Here is a 20666-nt window from a genome sequence, read left to right on the forward strand (position 1 = left end):
CGGCCGGGCAGTCCTCCGTGACATGCGGCATTCCCCGGTGCGATCAGCTGGCGGGAACTATGTCCTCGTCGTTTTGCTCAACCGGCCCGTGTCCGTGAACCCGTACTCACTGCCCGAGCTTGTTGGCGCGCCGGAGCACCTCGCGCACGATCGTCCGCAGCCCCTGTGCATTCCACGGCAGACGCTGCGTCACTACCCCGTAGCCGGCCAGCCCGGCGGCGACATCCGGGGCCCGGGTGGCGGAGCCGACGATTGCCGTGGTGTCCGTGGCTAGGGCACCCGGCAGCGGCGGGCCGCCGACGACCTGCATCTCCACGTCGTACACCACGCCGTCGATGAGGATCTTGGCGCCCGGGGTACCGAACCGGCTGAAATCGCTCTCCGTCTGCGTGAGTAGGTGAGTCGGATCGCCGAGGGTGATCTGCCCCCAGGCCCAGATTCGCACCAGTCCCTGGCGAGGTCCGGTGCCGCGGGAGTATGTCACGAGATCTTGTGCGAGCCGGAAGCCGTTCCCGGCGTCGATCTCCATCTGCGCCGCGAGCCGGGGGTACTCCCAGTCGCCGGCCGGGGCGGCTTCGTAGCGGGACACGGCTTCGGCCATGAGGCGTGAGGTGAGCGCCCCGTACTTGATGGCGAGTAGCTCGTTCACCTTGCCCGCGATGTGGTTGACGATCCCGTCGACATCGAGGGTGCGGGCCTCCTCGAAGGAGATGCCCTCGGCCATCTGACGGCGGAGTGTGTAGGTCGAGGTGTACGTCCGGTATGCGTTCAGCATTTGCAAGACCACGACGCGGACGAAGGCACGGTCCTCGACCATGTCGGCGGGGATGTCGGCGGCCGCGACCTCCATCATCGCGATGACGTCGGCAACGACCTGGTCCAGCAACGCTGGATTCTGGTTGAGCTGCTCGATGTCGGGGATCGAGCAGCTGACCGCTGCCCCAGACGTCGACGACACCGTGCCGGATGCGGGCGGCCTGGTGGCCGAGTCACCGCCACCCTGCGCAGGTGGTACGACGGCGGTCTGCATAGCTGCGGACGGCGTCGCCGTTCCCGTCACCGACATCAGCGCGGCGACGAGACGTGCGACCTCCTGCTCGGCCGCGTCGGAGGCCGCCTGTCCTGCTGCCGGCGCCGCCGCGCCGACATCGGCGGTGGCGGCCTGGGCCTCGGCACGCGCCTCCAGGAAGATTTCACCCATCTCCCGGATCGCCTGCCGCCGGCTCTGCTCGATCAGGGCGATGACAGCGCGGTTCCGGTAGGCGATCTGCATCGAGCCGCCGCCGGTGGCCCGGGCGAGGAACCACGCTCCTACGCAGAACTTGCGGCAGGCGTACAGCGTGCGGTTCGCGTAGTACTGAAGTGTAGGGAGGGGCGAGGCCCACCTCGCTGCCGCGCCTGCCGCCGTGCGCAATGGCCCTGCGGCCGCCAGCGCGGCGATGCCGGCCTGTGCCAATGACGTCAGCACGATCGAGGTCAGCGGCACGTCGGGTACGGCCAGGACGCTGACCGGGTCGAGGGCGACCAGGTGGGCCGTGCGCTGATGGGCGGCCTCGGCGATGTTCCGGTAGGCGACGGCGGCCGCCACCAGCAGCTGGAAGACCAGCACGGCCTCGCGGACCACCGGGATCAGCAGGAGCAGCTGGAGGGCGGCGCCAAACAGCCATCCGCCGCCCTCCTCCCGCGGAGTCCGCATCTCGGCGATCCGCCCGAGTACCTCCATCGCGGCGCACCAAGCCAACGATCCGGGCACGTGGTGGGAGCGGGCCAGGGCCAGGCTGACCACCTGGGCGTACTGCCAGACGGACCACTCGGCGCGGGCGTCGTCCTGGACGGCGGCCAACGGGTCCTGCGCGATGAACCGGGGCGGGTCGCGCAGCACTGCGCCGCGGTGGATCTCGTCGAGCGCCTCGTGCGTGCGCTGTAGCTCGTCCACCACCCACGTCAATACGGCGTCGTCGGCAGACTGCGCGGTCAGGTCGTCCTCGAGACGCCAGGCCACCGGGAACTCCGCAGCCACGGCGCGCAGTTCGTCGGCGAACGCGAGCGCCGCGGCGATGCGGGCCCGCGCCGCGTGTTCGACCAGCCCACCGGTCTGCTGGACGGCAGGATCGTCGGTGATGGGCCCGGAGCCCTGCAAGAGATAGGTGAGCATGGCGGCGTACAGCGGAAGCCCCGCGTAGGTCTCGTCCCGTTCGGCGGCGCGCAGGTCGTCGCGAAGCCCGGCGAGTCGGCGCAGGCCCGCAGCGAGCCTGCCGAAGGTTTCTGTGTCGGCGACCGTCACCTGGCCGCTCTCCTTATCGCGGGCCAGCCCGTACTTGGCGTAGTCCGCCAGCTCCCGGGCCTTGAGGATCTCTTCTTGCATGACCTGGCGGGCGGAAGCGTCGACGAGCTCGAGAAGCACCCCGAGCTCGACGTACAGACGGTCCCAGGCAGCCGTCGCAGCGGGCGCCAGCCGGTCCAGCGCAGCCAGTTCGGCGTCCCGGGCCGCGGGTGAGTGCGGCGGTGCGGGCTGAGGGATCCCGGGCTCGGACGGAGGCGTGTCGCCAGTGTAGGAGCGGCTCAGAAACGCGCGCCGGTTGTCGATCAGGGTGGTGAGGTAGAAGCGCTGGCCCGAGCCGCGCGTGCAGTACAGGTAGTCGGTGATCTGGTCGAGCGTCTCCCGGTCCGCGGGATCGAGCGGGACCGGTACGCCCTCGACCTGCAGCACCGGAACGACCGGCTCGGCGACCGCGGACAGCACGCCGGCGACGGGTGAGGAGACGAATTGCTCGCTTGGGTGCCTCACGGTGCTGTTCACGACGTCGCTGACGAACCGGGCCGCCTGCGCCGAACCGGCGTCCGCGGGCTCGGCGATGACCAGGGCGAGTGACTCCACGGCCGGGACCAGTCAGGGGGTGGGTTCGGCCGGCGGTTCGGCAGCGCCGCCGTCGGCGTCGTGCGTGGCGATGTCCAGACGCACCGGCCCCTGACGTTCCACGGGATCGCCGAGGTCGGGCGGCGTCCGATCGAGCCGCAGCTTCCTGCGCCGTACCTCTTGGGCCTCCAGCGCGGCGCGGTGCTCCGCTGCCGCGGCATCCGCTCGGCGGGCGCGTACCTCCGCCGCACGCAGGTCCATCACGAACGACTCCCCGGTGTCACAGGGCCCCAGACGCGGCTGCACGTGAAGCCCGTTGGTCGGCACTGTCTCGATCTGCTGCCGCTTGGCCGGGACGAACGTGTCCGAGAAGACGACCTCATTGGTGAACCACCGGGCGATGTCGGGCGCCGCCTCGAGTCGGAACGGAAGCAGTGCCTTGCGCCCGACGAACCCAAGGATGTCGTTCTCCACGAACTCCAGCAGCCGGTCGCCACGTGCGGAGAGCAGGTTATAGCGGTCGCCCGCGTCCAGCGCGGACCACACCGCCTGCCGGTAGTGGCTCTCGTTGGCGCTGAGGTGGGCCAGGAGCTGCTGTTCCAGCACTACGGCCTCCGCAATCCGCTGGACCGGGTAGCCGCGGACATGTGTGGGCAGCGGGCCGTCGCGGGCGATGCGGACCGCGGCCGCGGTGAGCGCGGCGCCGATGCCGCCCTTCTCGATGAAGCTGAGGTCGGGCGGAGCCTCGTCGGTGGTGTAGCCCTCGTACGCCTTCTCAACGGCCCACAGGATCGGGTTGAGCAGGCGCTTGGCCAGCTCCCCAATCGACCAGTTGCCGCTGCCCAGCGGCGCTCCCGCGACCCCGCCCGAGCCGCTCCCGGATCCCTTCTCGTCGCCGGATCCGCCCGCGGACTGGCCGCATCGCTGCGCGGCCTCTGCCAGCGCCGCTTGCGCGTCGGCGAGCGCCGCCTCGAAGCCCTGGTCGTAGAAGCCAGCGCCGCGGGTCACGAGTTCGGAGCGGGGGAAACCCAGGCCCTGGGCGATTTCGCGGATCACGCGGGTGTACTCGCCGAGCATGGCGTGCGGCAGCATGGCCGCAGTGACGATCCGGTCGCGGGGCACCCTCAACGCGCGGCGGAGCATGCTGAGTTGCGGTCGGTCGGGCCGGTACCGGCGGGCCCACTCCTGCAGCTGCCCCCACCATGTGGGGCAGGCGGTCTCCAGGGCTAGGCGACGGTAGAGGTACGTGTGCAGGGTCTGCGTCCATGCCTGCCAGGCACCGTCCGCTGGGGCGAAGCTCAGCGCCTCAAGCGTCGCGACCTCCAGCTGCGTGACGGCATCCGCGAGTGCGCCCAGAGCCAGGGTCAGCGCCGTGTCCCCGTCGCAGCCGCAGCAGCCTCCGGCCGGAGCACCTGGGTCCGCTGGCGTCTTGCCCGGAGCCGGTGTAGGCGGCGCGGTGAGCGCCCCTTCGAACACCGGCTTGCTCCAGATCTCCTGGAAGCCGAAGAACCACACGCCGACGCCGACCACGATCCGGTACGTGCCATCGGTGCGCAGACAGACGCCGACATAGCCGAAGAACGGGGGTGGCGGGACGGGCAGCGGCACGGGGATCGGGAATCGGAAGCAGAAGCCGTCGCCTTCCCCCGCCAGCGGTCCGCTGAAGAGCGGACCGGACATGCGGACGCTGATCTGACCGGCTGCGTTCCGGCAGACCGTGATGCCGTGCCCGGGCACGAGGGTGAGAGGAAGCGGCAGGCAGAATGTGTCGCCGGACGCGGGCTCCCCGCCCGGATCCGCCGGTACCTCAGGCGTCGGGCCGGTGTCGGCCGGTTCGCACGCGCAGGGGCCGCCGCTCGCCTCGCACGCGCACTCGGGCGCGCACGCCACCGCACAGGTGGCCTCGAACGTGGCGAGCAGCCGGACGGCGTCGAACCCGGCCTCGTATTGTTCCGCGAGCAGTGCCCCGCGCAGGGCGCCTTCGTGGTGCAGGACGAAGTAACGGTTGATGTCGCCGGGCAGCAGGTCGTCCGTGAGCACACACAACCGGATGTCCGGTTTGCTGAGGCTGCTCTCCACCTTGTACGTCGCCAGTACTTCGAAGTAGTCGAAAGTGAGCGTGCGGGTCATGTTGAGGTTGCGGAGCTTGCGGGTGACCCGGGTCTCGGATCCGACCTCCGAGGTCTCGGTGACCACTGTCTGCCGGGTGGACTTGACCCGCTGGACGGCTTCGTCGACCGCCTCGACGAGATTGTCGGAAGTGCGCCGGGCGGTGTCGTCGAGTTGCTTGCCGATCGTCCCGCCGGCCGAACCGCCGATCGATACGACCTTGTTGATGTTCAGATTGATGTGCCCGTCGCCGTTGGCGTCCCAGTGGCGTTGTCGCTGCGCTTCGCGCACGACCTGGGTGGAGTCCTTGGTCGTCTGCCGGGTCGTGGCGGTGTTCTCTGATTCATCCGCCATGGTGGTCTCGGTCTTCACGACCCGCCGGTCCCACGAGAAGATCTCGATCGTGGTCTCCTCTTGCGGGGCCAGCGGGATGGAGGAGAGCAACTCTCCGCGGGTGTAGCCGAGTAGCGTCCAGACCTGGCGGTAGGGGCACCACAGTACGAACTCGTAGCCGCTCGGCAGTGGCAACTCGCTCGCGCCGCCCTTCCCGCCGGTGGGGTCGAACTCACCGCTTGTGCCCTTCCCAGCCGGCGGGTCGCCGAAGAGCGCCGCCACGGGCCGGGCGCCGCCCCAGGTCCGCCGTCGTCCGGTCGTCGCCGGCACGAGCCGGACCTGGACCGCCCGGTCGCCCACCTCCCGTGTCAGCTCCACCGGCTGCCCGGCACTAAGCAGCCCGATCTCGTCGTCGGTCAGCTCCACGGTTCCGCCGTCGGGCAGTTCTGGCGACGCAAGGAACGAGGCCACGTCGGCGACGGGCACGACCAGTTCGTCGGACGCACGGGAGCCAGGCAGACCGTCGGCGATCACGATCACATGGCGGTCCTCGTCACCCTCACGGACGAAGAAGTCGGCGCGGCCGGTCTGCAGCAGTTGACGAACCCGCTCGGGCGTCACCTTGACCGGTCGGCGGTCCTCGCCGTATGGGATGGACCTTTCCCGCAGCAGCCGCCCCAGCGGCACGCGGACCTCCGGGACCGGCCGCCTCGGCTCGCGCAGCTGCTCCGGGACCTCCCAGGTGTCCAGCAACGGCGCCGCGTCGACGAGGGCGCGGCGTACCGGCTCGCCGATGCCACGCAGGTCATCGGCGTCGAAGGTGCGGTAGAGGGGCAGAGTGACGGGGCGTTTCCCCCGGGCCAGCGTCACCAGGTCTACGAAGGTGAAGCGGTCGACGGAGCGCTGGACGGGGAGCAGGGGGTTGCAATGCTGGCCACTCTCGTCGAAGAGCTCGTAGACCTGCTCGTTCTCGCCGGGCCGTTCCGCAGCCAGGGCTTCGGAGCGGCTGAGGGCAGCGGCCAGTGCGGGGTCGTCCGCCTCGGCGGCGCGTAACGCAGGAAGTTCGTCGTCCGACATGCCGGGCCTCCCACGGAGCAGGTCGCGAGCGGGAGGTCAGCTTCCCGCTTCGGACCTTAAGCCGACAAGGTCGTTCGGCCGGATTACGCCGGTTCCGCTGCCCGCCAGATACACCAGTCGGCGGGGAGGAATCGCGCACCGGACCCGTCGGACTCAGCCCTGCCGGAACGGCAGCAGCGGCCTGCACTCCCCCTATTAGAAGATCAGCCGGGTTGTGTCGCATTCACGCTCCGCCGAGGTTCCTCGGAGCCGGACTGCGCGAGCGCAGCATCGGGCTGTCCTGGCCGGTCGGGCTCGGATCAGCCGTTGCCGCTCCAGGAGCGCAGGCGGTCGGCGATGTCGTAGACGGTCAGCCGTAGCGCGCGGATGTCGGTGATCAGGTCCCGCCACAGCTCGAAGGAGTCGTCGATCTCTTCCCCGGAGGCCCGGATGTACGCCACCGCGACGCCGTAGGCGAAGTACGCGTTGCGTGCCGGCAGCGGGCGCAGCAGCACCAGCTGTTCCAGCAGCGCGGCGGCCCGCCAGTAGGCGTCGGGCTCCCCCATGTCCAGCTGCGGCGTGTTCACTCGGTGCCGGGCCACGGCGGCTACCACCCCCGAGTAGTCCCGAACCCCGAGTTCCTTGCCGAGTAGCTCCTCCTGTCGGTCCAGGAGCCACCTGATGTCGATGTGCAGGTCCAAGGGTCAGGCCGCCCGGCCCGCCGCGTCCCGGCGGGACGGAGCGTCATCCGGGAAGGCCGCGTCGAACGCCTCGGCCAGCCCGGGCCGAATTTTCGCGATGCATCTGCTGGGGGCCGCCCCACCGCAGCGGGTGCGATCACTGGTTTCTGCGTCGCCGCGCGAGCCGCTGTCGCGGGGCCGGGTGAAGCACGGCGCGCACTGCGGTTCCGAAGTCGGCGGCGGCTGCTTCGAGGTGCTGAGGGTCGCGCGACTCGTGGTACCGGAAGGCGGTCGTCACGAGCCTGTCGGTGGCGTCGACCACTTCCCGGCTGGGGTGTCGCTGGAGTGGAGCGGCGGCCTCTACGACAGCTTCGAGCTTCGGTGTCATGCCGGCCGAGGCCGTCCTCGACTGGTGTCGCTCGTGGGCGAGGAACCAGCCTGCGCCGCCGAGGGCGGCGGCGATCTCGCGGCGGTCGGAGCCTCTGACGAACGCGGCCGGGGCGAGACCGGTCACCGCCGCCAGGAGGAACGTGCGTGCCTGCTCCTTCCAGCCGCTCCATAGGACGTGGTCTGCTTCGATCGCTGCGCGGAGTCCGGCGACGGCGAGCACCATGGCGTCGAACTGTGCGCCGAGGGTGTCCCGGTCTTGCTTGGCTTCGGTGCGGGCGGCCGCGCGGGAGTTGACGATGGCGGTCAGCCCGGCACCGAGTGCGACAGAGGCGAGCGTGCCGCCCGTGGCGATGAGGCTGTTGATGTCGATATGCACGGCCACAGAGTCGCGATCACCAGTGTCCGGGGTCTGGCCTGTTGCGGAGCCGTGACGCCTCGGGTTCCGCCCAGTGACCTCACGATGCGGACTGATCAGATGCGGAATGCATTTCTTCACGATTCGACAAATCGCGATCGCGATCGGGCGAATTTCAGTCGCCAATGAATATGCCCGCGTTGGCCTTCCCGACACGTCGTAACTTCAGCATCGACGGTCCCTTGGGCGTCGTCTACCTTCCGCACGATCAAGGAAGGAGGTGAGTCATGCCCGAATGGAGGGAACCGCCGGACTGGGGCTTCCTGTGCTTCGTAGTGGAGCTACTCCAGCTGTATGTGCAGCTGGCCAGCGCAGGTCACACCTAGCCCGGCGGTAGCACGTCAGCGGGGCTGCGGGCTGGCCACGGTCGGCTCCAGCCCCGCTTTCACGATGTATCTACCCCACCCTAATGCATCCATAGATGCATTGGACGTGACACGACATTAGCGCCTCGCCAATTAGTTGGCGACTTAGTTGGCAATTAAGTGGTTCACTATTTCAGTGAACGACTGTGCACTCAAATTCCTTGCTAATACCCTCCGCCAAATGCTCACCAACTCGTCAGCCACCGGCTTTGCGGTAGCCGCGTCGGTCGGCGAGGGGCTTGGCGGCGGTGGCGCCGTACCAGCGGCGGGCCCCGTTCCGCGCTGGCGATGTGCACGTGGAGTCCGACCTTGACCGTCTCGTCGTGGCGACTGCGCGGACGATGGCCGGCTTGCCTCGACGACGCGGCTGCCGATTAGGACGTGCCGCGCTGGCAAACCTGCCCAGGCGCGCCCGAACTCGTCAGACCTGCGACGGTCGGCTCGCGCGCCCGGCACTCAGCGCAGTCCCGGCAGGAGACCAGGCCGCGACCACGGAGGCAGACCGGCTGATCCTCCTCAAGGGCGTGCCGGGCGACGGGGTGATCGCAGATCGGGCACAGCGGGGGTGCCGGTACGCGCCCGCGCTCCAACTGGGCCAGGGCGCGGGAGGAGTCCGGTAGGGGCGGTGGTTCACGATGTGGGCGCCAGCGCTGAAGTGGCTCTGTTCACGAGAAAGTCGTGCCCAGAGCCACCCCTGGCCTGCTGACGGCACGCCATAGACTCCGAACTCCCGTCATCGTTCCGCTACGGTACGGGCCAGTCCTCAGCGTTCCGGGCCAGATGGGATCTCGTTGGTGAACAGTGCTCACGGCGCCGCGCCTGATGTCTTCCGGTTGGTTGTGACGGGCGGCGGGACCGGGGGGCACACCTACCCCGCTCTGACCGCTGTCCGCACGCTCCAGGACCGGCTGGCCGTGTCCGGCCGGACGCTGGACACCCTGTGGATCGGGACGGAGGACGGGTTGGAGGCCCGGGTCGCGCCCGCCGAGGGGATCGCGTTCACCACGGTCGCCACGGGCAAGGTCCGGCGGTCGACGAATCCGCTGAAGATGCTGTCGGCCGCCAACGTGCGGGACATGGCGCGGGTGCCGCTGGGGGTGGTGCAGGCCCGCAAGGTGATCGCGGAGTTCCGGCCGGACGTGGTCCTGGCGACCGGCGGCTATGTGGCTGTTCCGGCCGGGCTCGCGGCTCATCTGTGCCGGCGGCCGCTGGTGCTGCACGAGCAGACGGTGCGGCTGGGGCTGGCCAACCGGCAGCTGGCCGGGTCGGCGACGCGGATCGCTGTCTCCTCGGAGTCGACGTTGGCGCTGCTGCCCGCGGAGGCGCGCTCCATCGGGGTCGTCACCGGGAACCCGGTACGGCCGCAGGTGCTGTGCGGGCAGGGGCTGAAGGCGATCGAGGCGCTGGGCCTGCGGGGCTTCGACAGCAGTCGGCCGACGGTGTACGTCACCGGGGGCGCCCAGGGCTCCCAGCAGATCAATCTGGTCGTGGCCGAGGTCCTGCCGTGGCTGCTGGAGCAGGCGAACGTGATCCATCAGTGCGGTCCCGACCACGTTGAGGCCCTGCGCCGGCGGGCCGCGGCGCTTCCGGCGGAGGGTGCGGGCCGCTACTACGTGAGCGGGTTCGTCGGCGCGGAGCTGCCTGATGTCCTGGCGCTCGCGGACGTGGTGGTCTCGCGCAGCGGGGCGGGCACGCTCGCCGAGCTGACCGCGCTGGGCAAGGCGGCAGTTTTCATCCCGCTGGCCACCTCGGCGGGCAACGAGCAGGCGCACAACGCGCGCCATTTGCAGGAGGCGGGGGCGGCCCTCGCGCTGGAGGGCGAGGTGACCGGCGCGCGGATGCGGGAGGCGTTGGGCCCGCTCCTGGCCGATGCCCACCTGCGGCAGGCGATGGCGGAGCGGGCCCGTGCGCACGGTCGCCCGGATGCAGCCGACCGGCTCGTGGACGTGATCCTGGAGGCCGCTGAGGGGGCTAGGGCAGGTGCCGGGCAGCACCGCGCTCGATGACCTCCACGCAGCTGCGGAACGCCGGGTAGGCGTCCTCCCACGGGTCGTGGACGTCTTCGCCGTCGAGGTACAGGCGCAGCTTCGGCGCGGCGTGTTCGTCGGCGATGGCCTGTAGTTCGTCGAGGACGGTGTGGTCCATGGCCACGATGGTGTCGGCCCACTCCAGCAGCCGGAAGTTGACCTTGACTGCGATGTGGTCCTCGATGTCGTAGCCGCGCTCGGCGGCGGCCCGGATCGCGTTGCTGTGGGGGCCCTTGCCCACGTGCCGGTAGCGCAGGCCTGCGGAGCGGACCACTACGTCGTCCCCGCCGTGCGCGGCCAGGACGGCGGCCGCGATCGGCGAGCGGATGTGGTTGCCGACGCAGACCAGCAGGATGCGCCGCCAGCGCGGATGACGTCCCACGCCCTGTCGGGCGGCGGTGGTGCTGGGTGGGTTCTGTTTGGTCAGGTCGCTCACGTGGTGCCTCCGGTGGGGTGGCAGGGAGCCGGGCCGTGGGCCAGCACCGTGACGTATTTGCTCAGGTAGACGTCCGGTTTCGCGGCGAGGCGGTCGTGGTCGACAGGGAGGTCGAACAGGCCGTTGAGGGTCTGCTGCACCAGGTCGGCACCGGCAGCCTCGCTGAGCGCGAAGCCGCCCGCGAACCGGGCGTTGATCTCGGTGATCACGACGCGGGGGCGGCCGCCGCTGGCGTCCGTGATGAAGCCCTGGACGTCGTTGGGCCCGACTGCGCCGACCGCGGCGAGTGTGGCCCTGACCAGCTGGACGGCTTCGTCGTCGTGGAAGGTGCGGGCGACCATCGACAGACCGCCCTTGACGATCAGCCGCTCCCGCAGCACCACCGAGGGGCGGCCCGAACGGTCTACGAGGCAGTCGGCGCTGAACTCCCGGCCGGTGACCGTCTCCTGGATGATCGGGTCGGCGACGAGGTCGCACAGCATCCGCGCCTGCTGGCGGGTGTCGCAGAACACGATGCCCTTGGCGCCCTGGCCGTGGCGCGGCTTGACCACCAGCGGCCCGTCAGGGGCCTGGTGGAGCGTCTCGGGCAGGAACGTCTTCGGCACGGGGATGCCGTGCTCGTGGAGCACCTCGTGGAAGAGCGCCTTGTCGATGGCTGCCCGCGCGGTCTCCAGGCCCGGGAGCCAGGTTCGTACGCCGAGGCGGGCCAGGTCCTCCTGGAGTGGGATGAGCGCGGGCAGCTCGTGCTCGACGATGGGGATCATGCCGTGCGGCTTCAGCTCGCGGCACAACGCGAGCAGATGCACGCCGTAGCGGGGGTCGTCGGCTCGTGCGGTGACGCGCGCGATGATGCCGGGTGCCAGCAGGCCGGGCGCGAGCGGGTCCGCGTCGACGCCGATGACCTCGTGGCCGCGCCGGAGAAGTTCCAGGGCCAGGTCGAGGCCGGGGGCGCCGCCCACGCCCGTGACGAGCAGACGGCGCGGCTGCATGCGCTGGCCGGTCACCGGGTGACCGCCGCTCGCAGCAGGTCCACGACCGCACGCACGTCCCGCTCGGTCATGTCCGGATGGAACGGCAGGCTCAAAATCTCCGCAGCCGTCTGCTCGGTCACCGGCAGCGGCCGGTGCCACGGCGCGAACGCGGACTGGACGTGGTTGGGCGGGTAGTGCACGCCGACCCCGATGCCCTGAGCTTGCAGGTCCGCGAAGACCTGATCCCGGTGCGGCACACGGACGACGCAGTTGAACGGCACAGTGCGCTCGATGTCGACGTCGACCAGGACCACGCCGTCGATCCCCGCGAGCGCGTCACGGTAGGTGCGCCACAACTGCGGCCGCGAGACCTCGATCTGGTCGAAGCGGGCGAGCTGGGCCCGGCCGATGGCCGCATTCAGCGCCGACATCGGGTAGCGCAGGCCGAAGCTGTCCACGCGGTAGGTCGTCGAGCGGATCCGGTCGGCCTGCGACTGACGGATGCCCAGCATCCGCAGCAGCCGCACCTGTTCCGCCTCCTCTGGGCTCCGGGGGACGATTCCGCCGCCCTGCCCGCAGGTGAGGTTTTTGATCGGTCCGAAGGAGAAGCAGGTCAGCGTGCCGTGCTCTGCGTGCGCGCTGACCTTGCGGTCGCCGTGCCAGGAGCCGAAGGCCTGCGCCGCGTCCTCGATGACCACGATGCCGCGCTCGGCGAGGACCGGCACCGCGGCCCCCAGGTCGACGGCCCGGCCGCCGTACAGCACGGGCATCACCGCGCGGGTGTCCGGAGTGAGCGCCTCAAGGACACTGCTGCCACTCAGGCAGAGCGTGGCCGGGTCGATCTCGGCGAAGCGGGGGCGGGCGCCGGCGGCCACGATCGCTTGGACGCTCGCGGCGAACGTCAGCGACGGCACCACGACCTCGTCGCCGTCGCCGATCCCGGCAGCCAGCAGCGCCAGGTGCAGCGCGGCAGTGCCAGACTCGACCGCCACCACATCGGGCACGTGAAGGTAGGCGGCGACCTCCCGCTCGAACGCCTCGGTGATTGGTCCGTGCCCGTACTGGCCTTGGTTGAGCGCCTCGACGAAGGCGTCAGCTTCCGATCCGTGCAGGTAGGGGCGCGCGTTGACCCGCACCGCGGCGGGGAGGGCCATCGAGGTCATCGTGCCACCCCCGCGAGAACCGGGGTGGTGGCCTGCTGCGGGATCACAACCGCCCGGTCGGACAGCGGCGCCCACCGGTCCGGGTGGCCGCGGTACCAGTCGGCGGTGACGGCAAGCTCTTCCATCAGGTCGCACTCCGGCCGGTAGCCGCACTCAGCACGGATCTTCGACCAGTCCATGGCGTAGCGGCGGTCGTTGGCCCGCCGGTCGGGCACGAAGGTCACCAGGTCCTGGTCGGCGCCGCAAACCTTCAGCAGCAGCTCGGTCAGCTGCACGGTGGTCAGGTCCGTTCCTCCGGCGATGTTGTAGATCTCGCCCGGCCGTCCATGGCGCATGACAGCGCTGATGCCCTGGCAGTTGTCCTTCACATGCAGCCAGTTGCGCACGTGCTCGCCTCGGCCATGCACGGTGACCGGCTTTCCGCGCAGCAGGCGGGTGATGAACCGCGGGATGAGTTTCTCGGGGTGCTGGTTGGGCCCGTAGTTGTTGGAGGAGCGGGTCACGCACACCGGCAGCCCGTAGGTGCGGTGGGCGCTCAGCGCTATCAGGTCGCTGGCAGCCTTGGAGGCCGCATACGGCACGGTGGGCAGCAGCGGGGCATCCTCGGTGGCCATCCCCTCCAGCAGCGGCCCGTAGACCTCGTCGGTGGAAACGTGCACGAACCGTTCGACCTGGTGCCGGGAGGCGGCGTTCACCAGGATCTGGGTGCCCAGCACGTTGGTCTCGACGAACAGCGGTTCGCCGACCAGGGAGCGGTCGACGTGGGATTCGGCCGCGAAGTGCACCACGTGGGTGTGTCCGTCCATGAGCCGGTCGACGAGCGCGGCATCCAGAATGCTCCCCTCGACGAACGTCAACCGCGGGTCCAGGAAGGCCTCGCCGAGGTTCTCGACGTGGTCCGCGTAGGTGAGGGCGTCCAGCACGGTGACCCGGGCGACGTCGTCAGCTTGCAGGAGCTCCTTCACATAGTGGGAGCCGATGAATCCGGCGCCACCGGTCACGAGCACAGTATTCATGGGCAGGTTCCCTTCCACGGGGTCAGATCAGGAGCCGGGGCACTGCCGAACCCACCGGTGCGCGAACATCCGCCGCGCCGGCGGCCGCCGGCCGTGCCGCTCCGAACGTGATGGCGATGACTGAAGGAAACTCCGCCGCCTGCGTTCGCACAGGCTCACGAAGGGGGCTCACAACGGGGAAAAAGCCCGGCCGCAGGCGGGCGCCTCCTACGCTCAAAAGGCCAACCCGCCCTGCGGGACGGCACATACGGCAGGGACTGTTCCCGAGGAGGCGTCCGTCATGGGAGTCAGCGTCCATCCGGCCAGGACCGCGAACGAGGAGTTGGCCCAGCTGATCGAGGCGTCCGGGATGAGCCATCACGCGCTGGCCCGCCGCGTCAACGTCCTGGCCGAACAGGCCGGGCTGGTCTTCTCCTACACCCATACGAGTGTCACGAACTGGACCCGTCGCGGCATGATCCCGCGCTCGCCGGTCCCCGCGTTCATCGCCCAGGCGCTGGCAGAGAGCTTAGGACGGCCGGTCGACCCGGCCGAGATCGGCATGCCCGCAATACGCGAGTCTCCCCAGCAGGTCGGTTTGGATTTCCCCCGGGACGCTCACGAGGCCGTCCGTACCGCCACGCGATTCTGGAGCACCATGCACCGCCGTACTTTCCTTACCGCACCCTTCGCCGTCGGCGTCTACAGCACACCGGTCACCCGGTGGCTTGCGGTGCCGGCAGACCCGGATGCAGCTCACCTTGGGCGCTACCGCGTGGGTCGCCAGGACCTTGATGCCCTGTGGGCGGCCGCCGCCGAAGCGCAGCGCTCGGACTCGAAGTACGGCGGCGGCACGGGCAGGGCTTCCAGCGTGACCACGTTCCTCAACGAGCGCGCGATCCCGCTCTTGCGCGGCGACTACCCCGATGCCGTGGGCAAGGAACTGTACGCAGGCACCGCCGAACTGGCGCGAGTCGCAGGTTGGAGTGCCCTCGACATGGGCCATCACTCCCTCGCTCAGAGGCATTTCATCCAGGCTCTGCGGATGGCGCGTGCCGGGGGAAGCCTTTCCGTGGGCTGCCACGTCCTCACCAACATGGCCCTGCAGAGCACCTTGCGCGGATATCCCGACGAGGCTGTGGACATGGCGCAGGGCGCCTACGATCGCGCTCGCCACCGGGCAGCTCCCCGCGTCCTGGCCTTCGCCAAACTCATCGAGGCCCGCGCGCACGCCCGTCTCGGCGACGCACGGTCCGCCGCCGGCGCGCTCGTCTCCTCCGAGCGCCTCCTGGAGCGGGCCGACGCCGAACCCGGTGATGAGCCCACATGGATCAGCTACTACACGCCGGCACGGATGGCAGCCGACGCCGTGGAGATCCACCGGGACCTGGGACTGCCCGCCGCCGCCCTGCGTTGGAACAACCGAGCGGAGCCCATGCCCGAGAGTGCCTTCACCCGTTCCGTCGGCCTGCGGATGACCGTCCTGGCCACCGCCCACCTCCAAGACCGCGACCTAGAGCAGGCCCTCGCCCACGGCCAGCGCGCTGTCACGATCCTCAGCCAGGTGCGCTCCACCCGCGCCACCGACTACCTCGCCGGCGTCGTACGCGACATGGCGCCCTGGCACCGTGATCCCCGCGTCGCCCATCTCTCCCACCTCGCACGCAAGGCCATCGCCTTCGGCAGGACCGGTGCCGTCGCCTGATCGCCTTTGTCAGAGCCTCTTTCTGAGCTCCAGCTCGTCATCAAGGTGATCGCCGTCCAGATGGTGATCAGGGCTGCAGCATGCTCGGTGAAATGGGCAGCGGAGGTGATCGGATGCGGTCGCCATGACGCCAGCGTCGCCGCATCCGGCCGGCAGGAAAGAGACACATCTCCGTGCCGGCGACGCGGATATCGCAGCGCAGACGGCGACGCGCGCCTTCGGCCTGGCAACCCGGCTCAACGCCCCGCGGTGCGTGACGATGGTCCGCGACCTCGAGCCAGTATTGGCTCCGTACGCACACGTCGCCGGCGTCGACGAACTCCTCGAGCGACTCCGCGCCGTCAGCTGAACTCGTTCAGGGTGGAACTGCGCCGGTCGATCAAAAGGGCGATGTCACTCATATGTTGACCGTAGGCCGGGCGTACTTGTGTAGCCGCTGACGCGACAGCGCCCTCCGTAGCAGCCCCTGATCGGGAAGAATTGGGCTACCACCAATATGGATCGGGGGACCGCGTGGCCGATCTGATCAAGGCGTCTCGCAGCCTGTATGTGATTCTGATCGTCGGGGCGTACGTTGTCCCAGCCGGAATCGTGATCGCCGGCGTCGTCCTCGTCGCACTCGGCGCAACGGGTGACACGCAGTTCACGCTTTTTGGGCAGAAGTTCCAGTCCACGAACGTGGGCATTGCGGCCATCTTCATCGGCGGCGTCGTTCTGGTTCTGTTGATTCGAGCCGCTCTCAAGTCACTCAACAGCACTGTGGCAGCTGAGGCTCCACGTCGGCCTGATCACTAGCCAACGCAGCCCTCTGGTGGGCAGGTCAGCGGTCGACGACGGATTTGGCAAGGTCGCGGTGGACGAGATCCACCGTGAGGCTCCGGTCGGAGTAGCGCTGGGCGAGATCCGCGACGCCCAACTCGGCCGCGCCTGCGGCGTCGCCGGTGAGACCGGATTGGAGGGCGAGGGCGAAGGTGGCGGCGCGGTGGCGGCCGCCGGCGCATCCGGCGGCGATCGTGAGGCTGGTGCTGGACGGTCCGGCGAGGAAGCCGTCGACGGCGGCGACCGTGGCGGCGAGCAGCTGCTTAATGCCGGGGGTGTTCATGACCGCGGCCCGTACCGGGGCGTCGTGGGCTGTCATGTAGCGCAGTTCGGGGCTGACGTGGGGGTCGCGGAAGTGTTTGTCCCTCCCATTTGGCCACGGCCAGCGTGGCGACTCCGTTGCCGACCGCGCTGGTCAGGGCACGGGCCTTGGACATGAAGCGGTCGATCCCGAAGATCAGTGCCTAACCGACACGCCCGGGCGAGTGCCCCGGCATCTGCCCCGCGCCCTGGATCAGGCACTCGATCAGGTAGTCGCCCGTGTCCTCGTCGTTGGTCACGCCGTGGGTCTCGCTGCGGAAGCCGGGGAAGCGGCGGTCGAAGGACTCCAGGGCGGTGAGATAGCGCAGCAGCGGGCCGTCGGGTGCGCCGATGGACTCGCCCGGCATCAGGACCGGGATGCCAGGCGGGGTGACCGTCACCATGGCGGCCGCCACCCGGCCCGCCGCCTCCGAGATCCGGACCCGCTCGGTGTCGCCCCGCACCAGCCGCTGGTAACAGTGCTGAGGTGGCGCCACGGGCTGCGGGAGCTGCTGGAAGGCCATGTCCAGAAGCTCCACCAGGCGCACCGAGCGCAGTTGCTCGTGCATCTCCTGGCACAGCCCGCGCAGGGTCAGGCCCGCGTACCGGCGGGGATGCGCGGCGACAGACTCCGGCAGGACCCGCTGCAGGGGGGCGTCGGCGTCGTAGAGGGCCTTGAAATCCGTCAGGGCGTCCAGCAGGGTGCCCCACTTGCCCTTGGTGATGCCCATGGAGAACAGGATCAGCGTGGTGTAACTGTCGGTCTTCTCCACCAAAATCTTCCGGGTTGCCAGATAGGCGGTGAGCACCCGGGCCGGGATGCCCTCCTCGGCCATCTCGCCGGTGGCGCTGATCCCCGGACAGGTCAGCGTGACCTTGACGGGGTCCAACATGCAGTAGCCCTCGGTCAGTCCGGGGAAACCGTGCCAGTCGGCGCCGGGCTCCAGCAGCCAGCAGGACTGGTCGGTGCGCAGCAGCTCCGGAGGGGCTTCCTCGAACGGCAGCCGTTCGCCGGTCGCCGGGTCGGTGACCGTGTCCGGCTGCCACACCCCGAAGAACCACGATGGCCGGTCCCCGGCACTCTCGATCCGCCGTCGCAGGCGCACCATCTCCTGACGGAAACGGATCGCCTCGGTGACCGCCTCGTCGATCAGCCACTCGCCCTGCGGGCCGTCCATCATCGCTGTTGCCACGTCGAGCGAGGCGATCATCGGGTAGAGGGGCGAGGTGGTGCCGTGCATCATCAGCGCCTCGTTGAACCGGTCATGGTCCACCGGTGCCCGCGGTGCGGATCGCATGTGCACCATCGCGCTCTGCGACAGTGCCGCCAGCAGCTTGTGCGTGGACTGGGTAGCGAACACGGTCGGGCGGTCCGGGCCGGGGAAGGCATCCTCGTCCACCGACATGCCGTAACGGCTGGCATAGAGCGGGTGGAAACGGGCGTACGCGAACCACGCCTCGTCGAAGTGCACCCGGGGCGTACTGGCGGCGAACGCGCGAGCGGTGGCTACGGCGTCGTAACTGAGGCCGTCATAGGTGGAGTTGGTGAACACCGCGTACTGCGGGTGCGGGGACACCGCGCCCTCGGTGAGCGGATGCGCGGCGATCCGGGCCGCCACCGCGTCCGCGGCGATCTCGGCCGGGGGCAGCGGTCCCGCCAGGCCGTAGCCGTTACGGGTGGGGACCAGGTAGACCGGCCGGGCACCCGAGACGACCAGGCCGTGCAGCACGGACTTGTGGCAGTTGCGGTCCACCAGCGCGATCTCGTCGCGGATGACGCTGAAATGGCCTACCAGGCGATTGCACGTCGAGTCGCCGTGCAGCACGAAGTAGGTGAGTTCGGAGCCGAACACACGGGCCGCGTTGCGCTCCGCCTCGCCGATCGGGCCGGTGTGCTCGAACAGCGAGCCCAGTTCCTCGACCGAGATCGACAGGTCGCTGCGCAGCAGTCGCTCCCCGAAGTAGTCGTGGAAGGCGCGTCCCGCCGGCGACTTGAGGAAGGCGACACCGCCGGAGTGGGCCGGGGTGTGCCAGGAATATTCGTGGGCGTCGTCGAAGCGGCGCAGTGCCCGGAAGAACGGCGGCAGCACGGATTCCCGGTAGGCGTGGGCGGCGGTGGTGATGCGGCCCGCGATGAAGCCCGGGGTGTCCTCCAGCGGCCAGACGTAGCCCACAACCGACTCGGACACCCACAGCGGCAGGTCCCCCAGGCCCTCGTCGGCCATGACCAAGAAGACCGGCAGGTCCCGGAATCGGCGGCCGATCCGGCGCAGCACAGCGCTGCCGCCCGGGGTCCCGTCGAGGGTGCTGCTAGGCCAGGCGAGTGTGCCTCCCGGCGCGGCGAGCGCGGCGCCGGGCCCGTCACCGGCTGCCCTGGGAAGGTCCCAGGCCACCAGCGCCGCCGCGAGACCAGCCTCGGTGCGCAGTACTGCGTCCGCGTCCTCCACCGTTACCGCCCACCGGACTTCGAAGCCGACCGCCTCGATCGCGTCCCGGATCTTCCGGAACTGCTGGGGCCCGGCGCCCTCGCCCCGAGGGTGTTCCGGTACCGCGACCAGGATCCTGCTGTCAGCCATGCCCTCTCCCGCCCTCCACAGCGGCGCCCCTGCCGCCCCGGTCAGTGTCCTGGCGGCCCATCGGGCAGAACGGCGGCCAGGACGGCAAACCACCGCTATGACGGAAACCGCCGTCCCGACGTTGACTTACGCAACACGCCTAGAGAGGCCTTTTTTGCCGGCCCACGGGCCATCGCAGGGACACGCCGAGTCCACTTGGTCACGGCCGATGAGAGGGCCCGGGCCTGCCCGTGCGCTGCGACCGGGCCCGACCGTTCGGCCCGGCCATCGATTGGCCCTGGCCATGGCGCCGAAGCGTCACCTCGGGGCGGTGTCGACGGCCGTGATCAAGATTGGTCCGCCAGCGCCCAGCAGCGCAGCCGCCGCAACTCCGGGCTGTGGTCGTGGAGCCACCAACGGTGAAGCCTTCCGGGAGCGACCATGGCTGACACGATGGATCAGTCGCCTGGCCACTCGATCGCCTCCCGGGTCGGCCTCACTCATCCGCCCTAGACCAGCGCGCGACGGGCCCCGGGGGATGCTCGGCTGGTGCTCGTCCGATTTCACACTCACGCACGGGAGTCCGCTGTGGCGATCATCACCGTATTCGACATGCCTGGCATGACGCAGGCCATGTACGAGCAGGGCACCAACCACATCACCGGCGGGCGCGGGGGCGTCAAGAAGGCGTCCGACTGGCCCGTCCCGGGCCTCATCTCACACGCCGCCGGCCCCACGCCGAACGGCTGGGTGGTGGTGGACGTCTGGGAGTCGGAGGACGCCTTCCAAAAGTTCGGGGAGGTCCTCATGCCGATGCTCAAGGAGATCGGCGCCCCGGACGTTCAGCCGAAGATCTATCCCGCGTTCAACGTCGTGACCTCCTGACCACGCCCCCGGCACCGTCGGTGCGGACGAGATCACCCGCACAAGGCTGGAAGGGCCGCGCCCGGGGCCGGCTGGAGGTTCACGAAGACCAGAAGGCGTCCTCAGCCTTCTCGTCGCCCTGGAACTCGCGAAACTCCACGGCCTTGCCGGCGACGACGCGCCAGACGTGGACCTCCGGGGAGGACCAGGACTTGCCGTGCCGCTCGGCCGACACCTCACTGAGGACCACGACCCGCTCCCCATCGGCGAGGATCTCGTCGGCCGGGACCTTGAGGGTCCCGCCGGAAAGGTCCATGCACAGGCCGAAGAACTTCAAGACGCCGTCGGGGCCGTGGTAGTCGCCGGACAGCGGGCTGTGCCCGGGGACGTGCCACGTGATGTCGGGGTCGAAGAGCTCAAGGACAGCGGGGATGTCGCCTTCGGCGAAGGCACGGTACCCCCGTCCGATCAGTTCAGCATTCGAGTTCGTCATGGTGGTTCCTTTGATCGCTTCCCCCCTGCGACTGGGCACTCCTGGCTCGGCCGGTGCGAGGAGAGGAGCGCGGCGATGAGCTCTCGTCGGCTGCGGACGCCGAACCGGGCGAAGACGGCTGTCAGGTGCTCCT

At 69.7% G+C, this 20666-nt stretch carries 14 protein-coding genes and 1 pseudogene; 4 read left to right on the plus strand and 11 right to left on the minus strand.

Going from position 1 to position 20666, the window contains the following annotated elements; all coding sequences use genetic code 11:
• Positions 1–106: 106 nt before the first annotated feature.
• The 4 genes from ACFY1E_RS47355 to ACFY1E_RS47370 form a co-directional block, all read right to left on the minus strand.
• Complete coding sequence (locus ACFY1E_RS47355; RefSeq protein WP_389088694.1) at positions 107–2878, minus strand: hypothetical protein; 2772 nt, start codon at positions 2876–2878, stop codon at positions 107–109.
• Between the two features lie 12 nt (positions 2879–2890).
• Entirely contained in the window at positions 2891–6376 is a 3486-nt protein-coding gene (locus ACFY1E_RS47360; RefSeq protein ID WP_389088696.1) for a hypothetical protein, read from the minus strand.
• Positions 6377–6675: 299 nt separating this feature from the next.
• Positions 6676–7056, minus strand: a complete 381-nt coding sequence (locus tag ACFY1E_RS47365; RefSeq protein WP_389088699.1) for a toxin Doc — start codon at positions 7054–7056, stop codon at positions 6676–6678.
• 136 nt (positions 7057–7192) lie between these two features.
• Positions 7193–7801 (minus strand): hypothetical protein, encoded by a 609-nt coding sequence (locus ACFY1E_RS47370; protein ID WP_389088701.1) that lies wholly within the window; start codon positions 7799–7801, stop codon positions 7193–7195.
• A gap of 1195 nt (positions 7802–8996) precedes the next feature.
• Between ACFY1E_RS47370 and ACFY1E_RS47375 the strand changes: the two genes are divergently transcribed.
• A complete protein-coding gene (locus ACFY1E_RS47375) occupies positions 8997–10211 on the plus strand; it encodes a glycosyltransferase (protein WP_389088704.1) in 1215 nt (404 codons plus the stop codon).
• Here the strand turns inward: ACFY1E_RS47375 and ACFY1E_RS47380 are convergent.
• Genes ACFY1E_RS47380 through rfbB form a run of 4 tightly spaced genes read right to left on the minus strand, consistent with a single transcriptional unit; the run spans position 10177 to position 13818 of the window.
• Positions 10177–10668, minus strand: coding sequence for a low molecular weight phosphotyrosine protein phosphatase (locus ACFY1E_RS47380; RefSeq protein ID WP_389088707.1), 492 nt, complete (start codon positions 10666–10668; stop codon positions 10177–10179). The genes ACFY1E_RS47375 and ACFY1E_RS47380 overlap by 35 nt on opposite strands.
• On the minus strand, positions 10665–11672 hold the full coding sequence (locus tag ACFY1E_RS47385; protein ID WP_389088709.1) for an ATP-grasp domain-containing protein: 1008 nt from the start codon (positions 11670–11672) through the stop codon (positions 10665–10667). Before ACFY1E_RS47385 ends, ACFY1E_RS47380 begins: the two co-directional genes overlap by 4 nt.
• Positions 11669–12793, minus strand: coding sequence for a DegT/DnrJ/EryC1/StrS family aminotransferase (locus tag ACFY1E_RS47390; RefSeq protein ID WP_389088711.1), 1125 nt, complete (start codon positions 12791–12793; stop codon positions 11669–11671). The genes ACFY1E_RS47385 and ACFY1E_RS47390 overlap by 4 nt, the downstream gene beginning before the upstream one ends.
• Before the next feature lie 5 nt (positions 12794–12798).
• Positions 12799–13818, minus strand: coding sequence for a dTDP-glucose 4,6-dehydratase (gene rfbB / locus ACFY1E_RS47395; RefSeq protein WP_389088713.1), 1020 nt, complete (start codon positions 13816–13818; stop codon positions 12799–12801).
• A 280-nt stretch (positions 13819–14098) separates the two neighbouring features.
• Between rfbB and ACFY1E_RS47400 the strand changes: the two genes are divergently transcribed.
• Both ACFY1E_RS47400 and ACFY1E_RS47405 read left to right on the plus strand, forming a co-directional pair.
• Positions 14099–15502, plus strand: coding sequence for a sporulation protein (locus ACFY1E_RS47400; protein WP_389088716.1), 1404 nt, complete (start codon positions 14099–14101; stop codon positions 15500–15502).
• Positions 15503–16015: 513 nt separating this feature from the next.
• Positions 16016–16297, plus strand: coding sequence for a hypothetical protein (locus ACFY1E_RS47405; protein ID WP_389088719.1), 282 nt, complete (start codon positions 16016–16018; stop codon positions 16295–16297).
• A 25-nt stretch (positions 16298–16322) separates the two neighbouring features.
• Here the strand turns inward: ACFY1E_RS47405 and ACFY1E_RS47410 are convergent.
• Positions 16323–16667: pseudogene (locus tag ACFY1E_RS47410) on the minus strand (P-loop ATPase); the annotation flags it as partial.
• Between the two features lie 118 nt (positions 16668–16785).
• Positions 16786–19197 (minus strand): Orn/Lys/Arg decarboxylase N-terminal domain-containing protein, encoded by a 2412-nt coding sequence (locus tag ACFY1E_RS47415; RefSeq protein WP_389088722.1) that lies wholly within the window; start codon positions 19195–19197, stop codon positions 16786–16788.
• Positions 19198–19788: 591 nt separating this feature from the next.
• Between ACFY1E_RS47415 and ACFY1E_RS47420 the strand changes: the two genes are divergently transcribed.
• Complete coding sequence (locus ACFY1E_RS47420; protein ID WP_389088724.1) at positions 19789–20061, plus strand: hypothetical protein; 273 nt, start codon at positions 19789–19791, stop codon at positions 20059–20061.
• Between the two features lie 79 nt (positions 20062–20140).
• On the opposite strand, the gene ACFY1E_RS47425 is transcribed toward ACFY1E_RS47420, so the two are convergent.
• Positions 20141–20533: a nuclear transport factor 2 family protein gene (locus ACFY1E_RS47425; protein ID WP_389088726.1), complete on the minus strand. Its 393-nt coding sequence runs from the start codon at positions 20531–20533 to the stop codon at positions 20141–20143.
• Positions 20534–20666: the final 133 nt, after the last annotated feature.

The sequence above is a fragment of the Streptomyces sp. NPDC001604 genome (genome assembly GCF_042893475.1).
Taxonomy (GTDB): Bacteria; Actinomycetota; Actinomycetes; order Streptomycetales; family Streptomycetaceae; genus Streptomyces.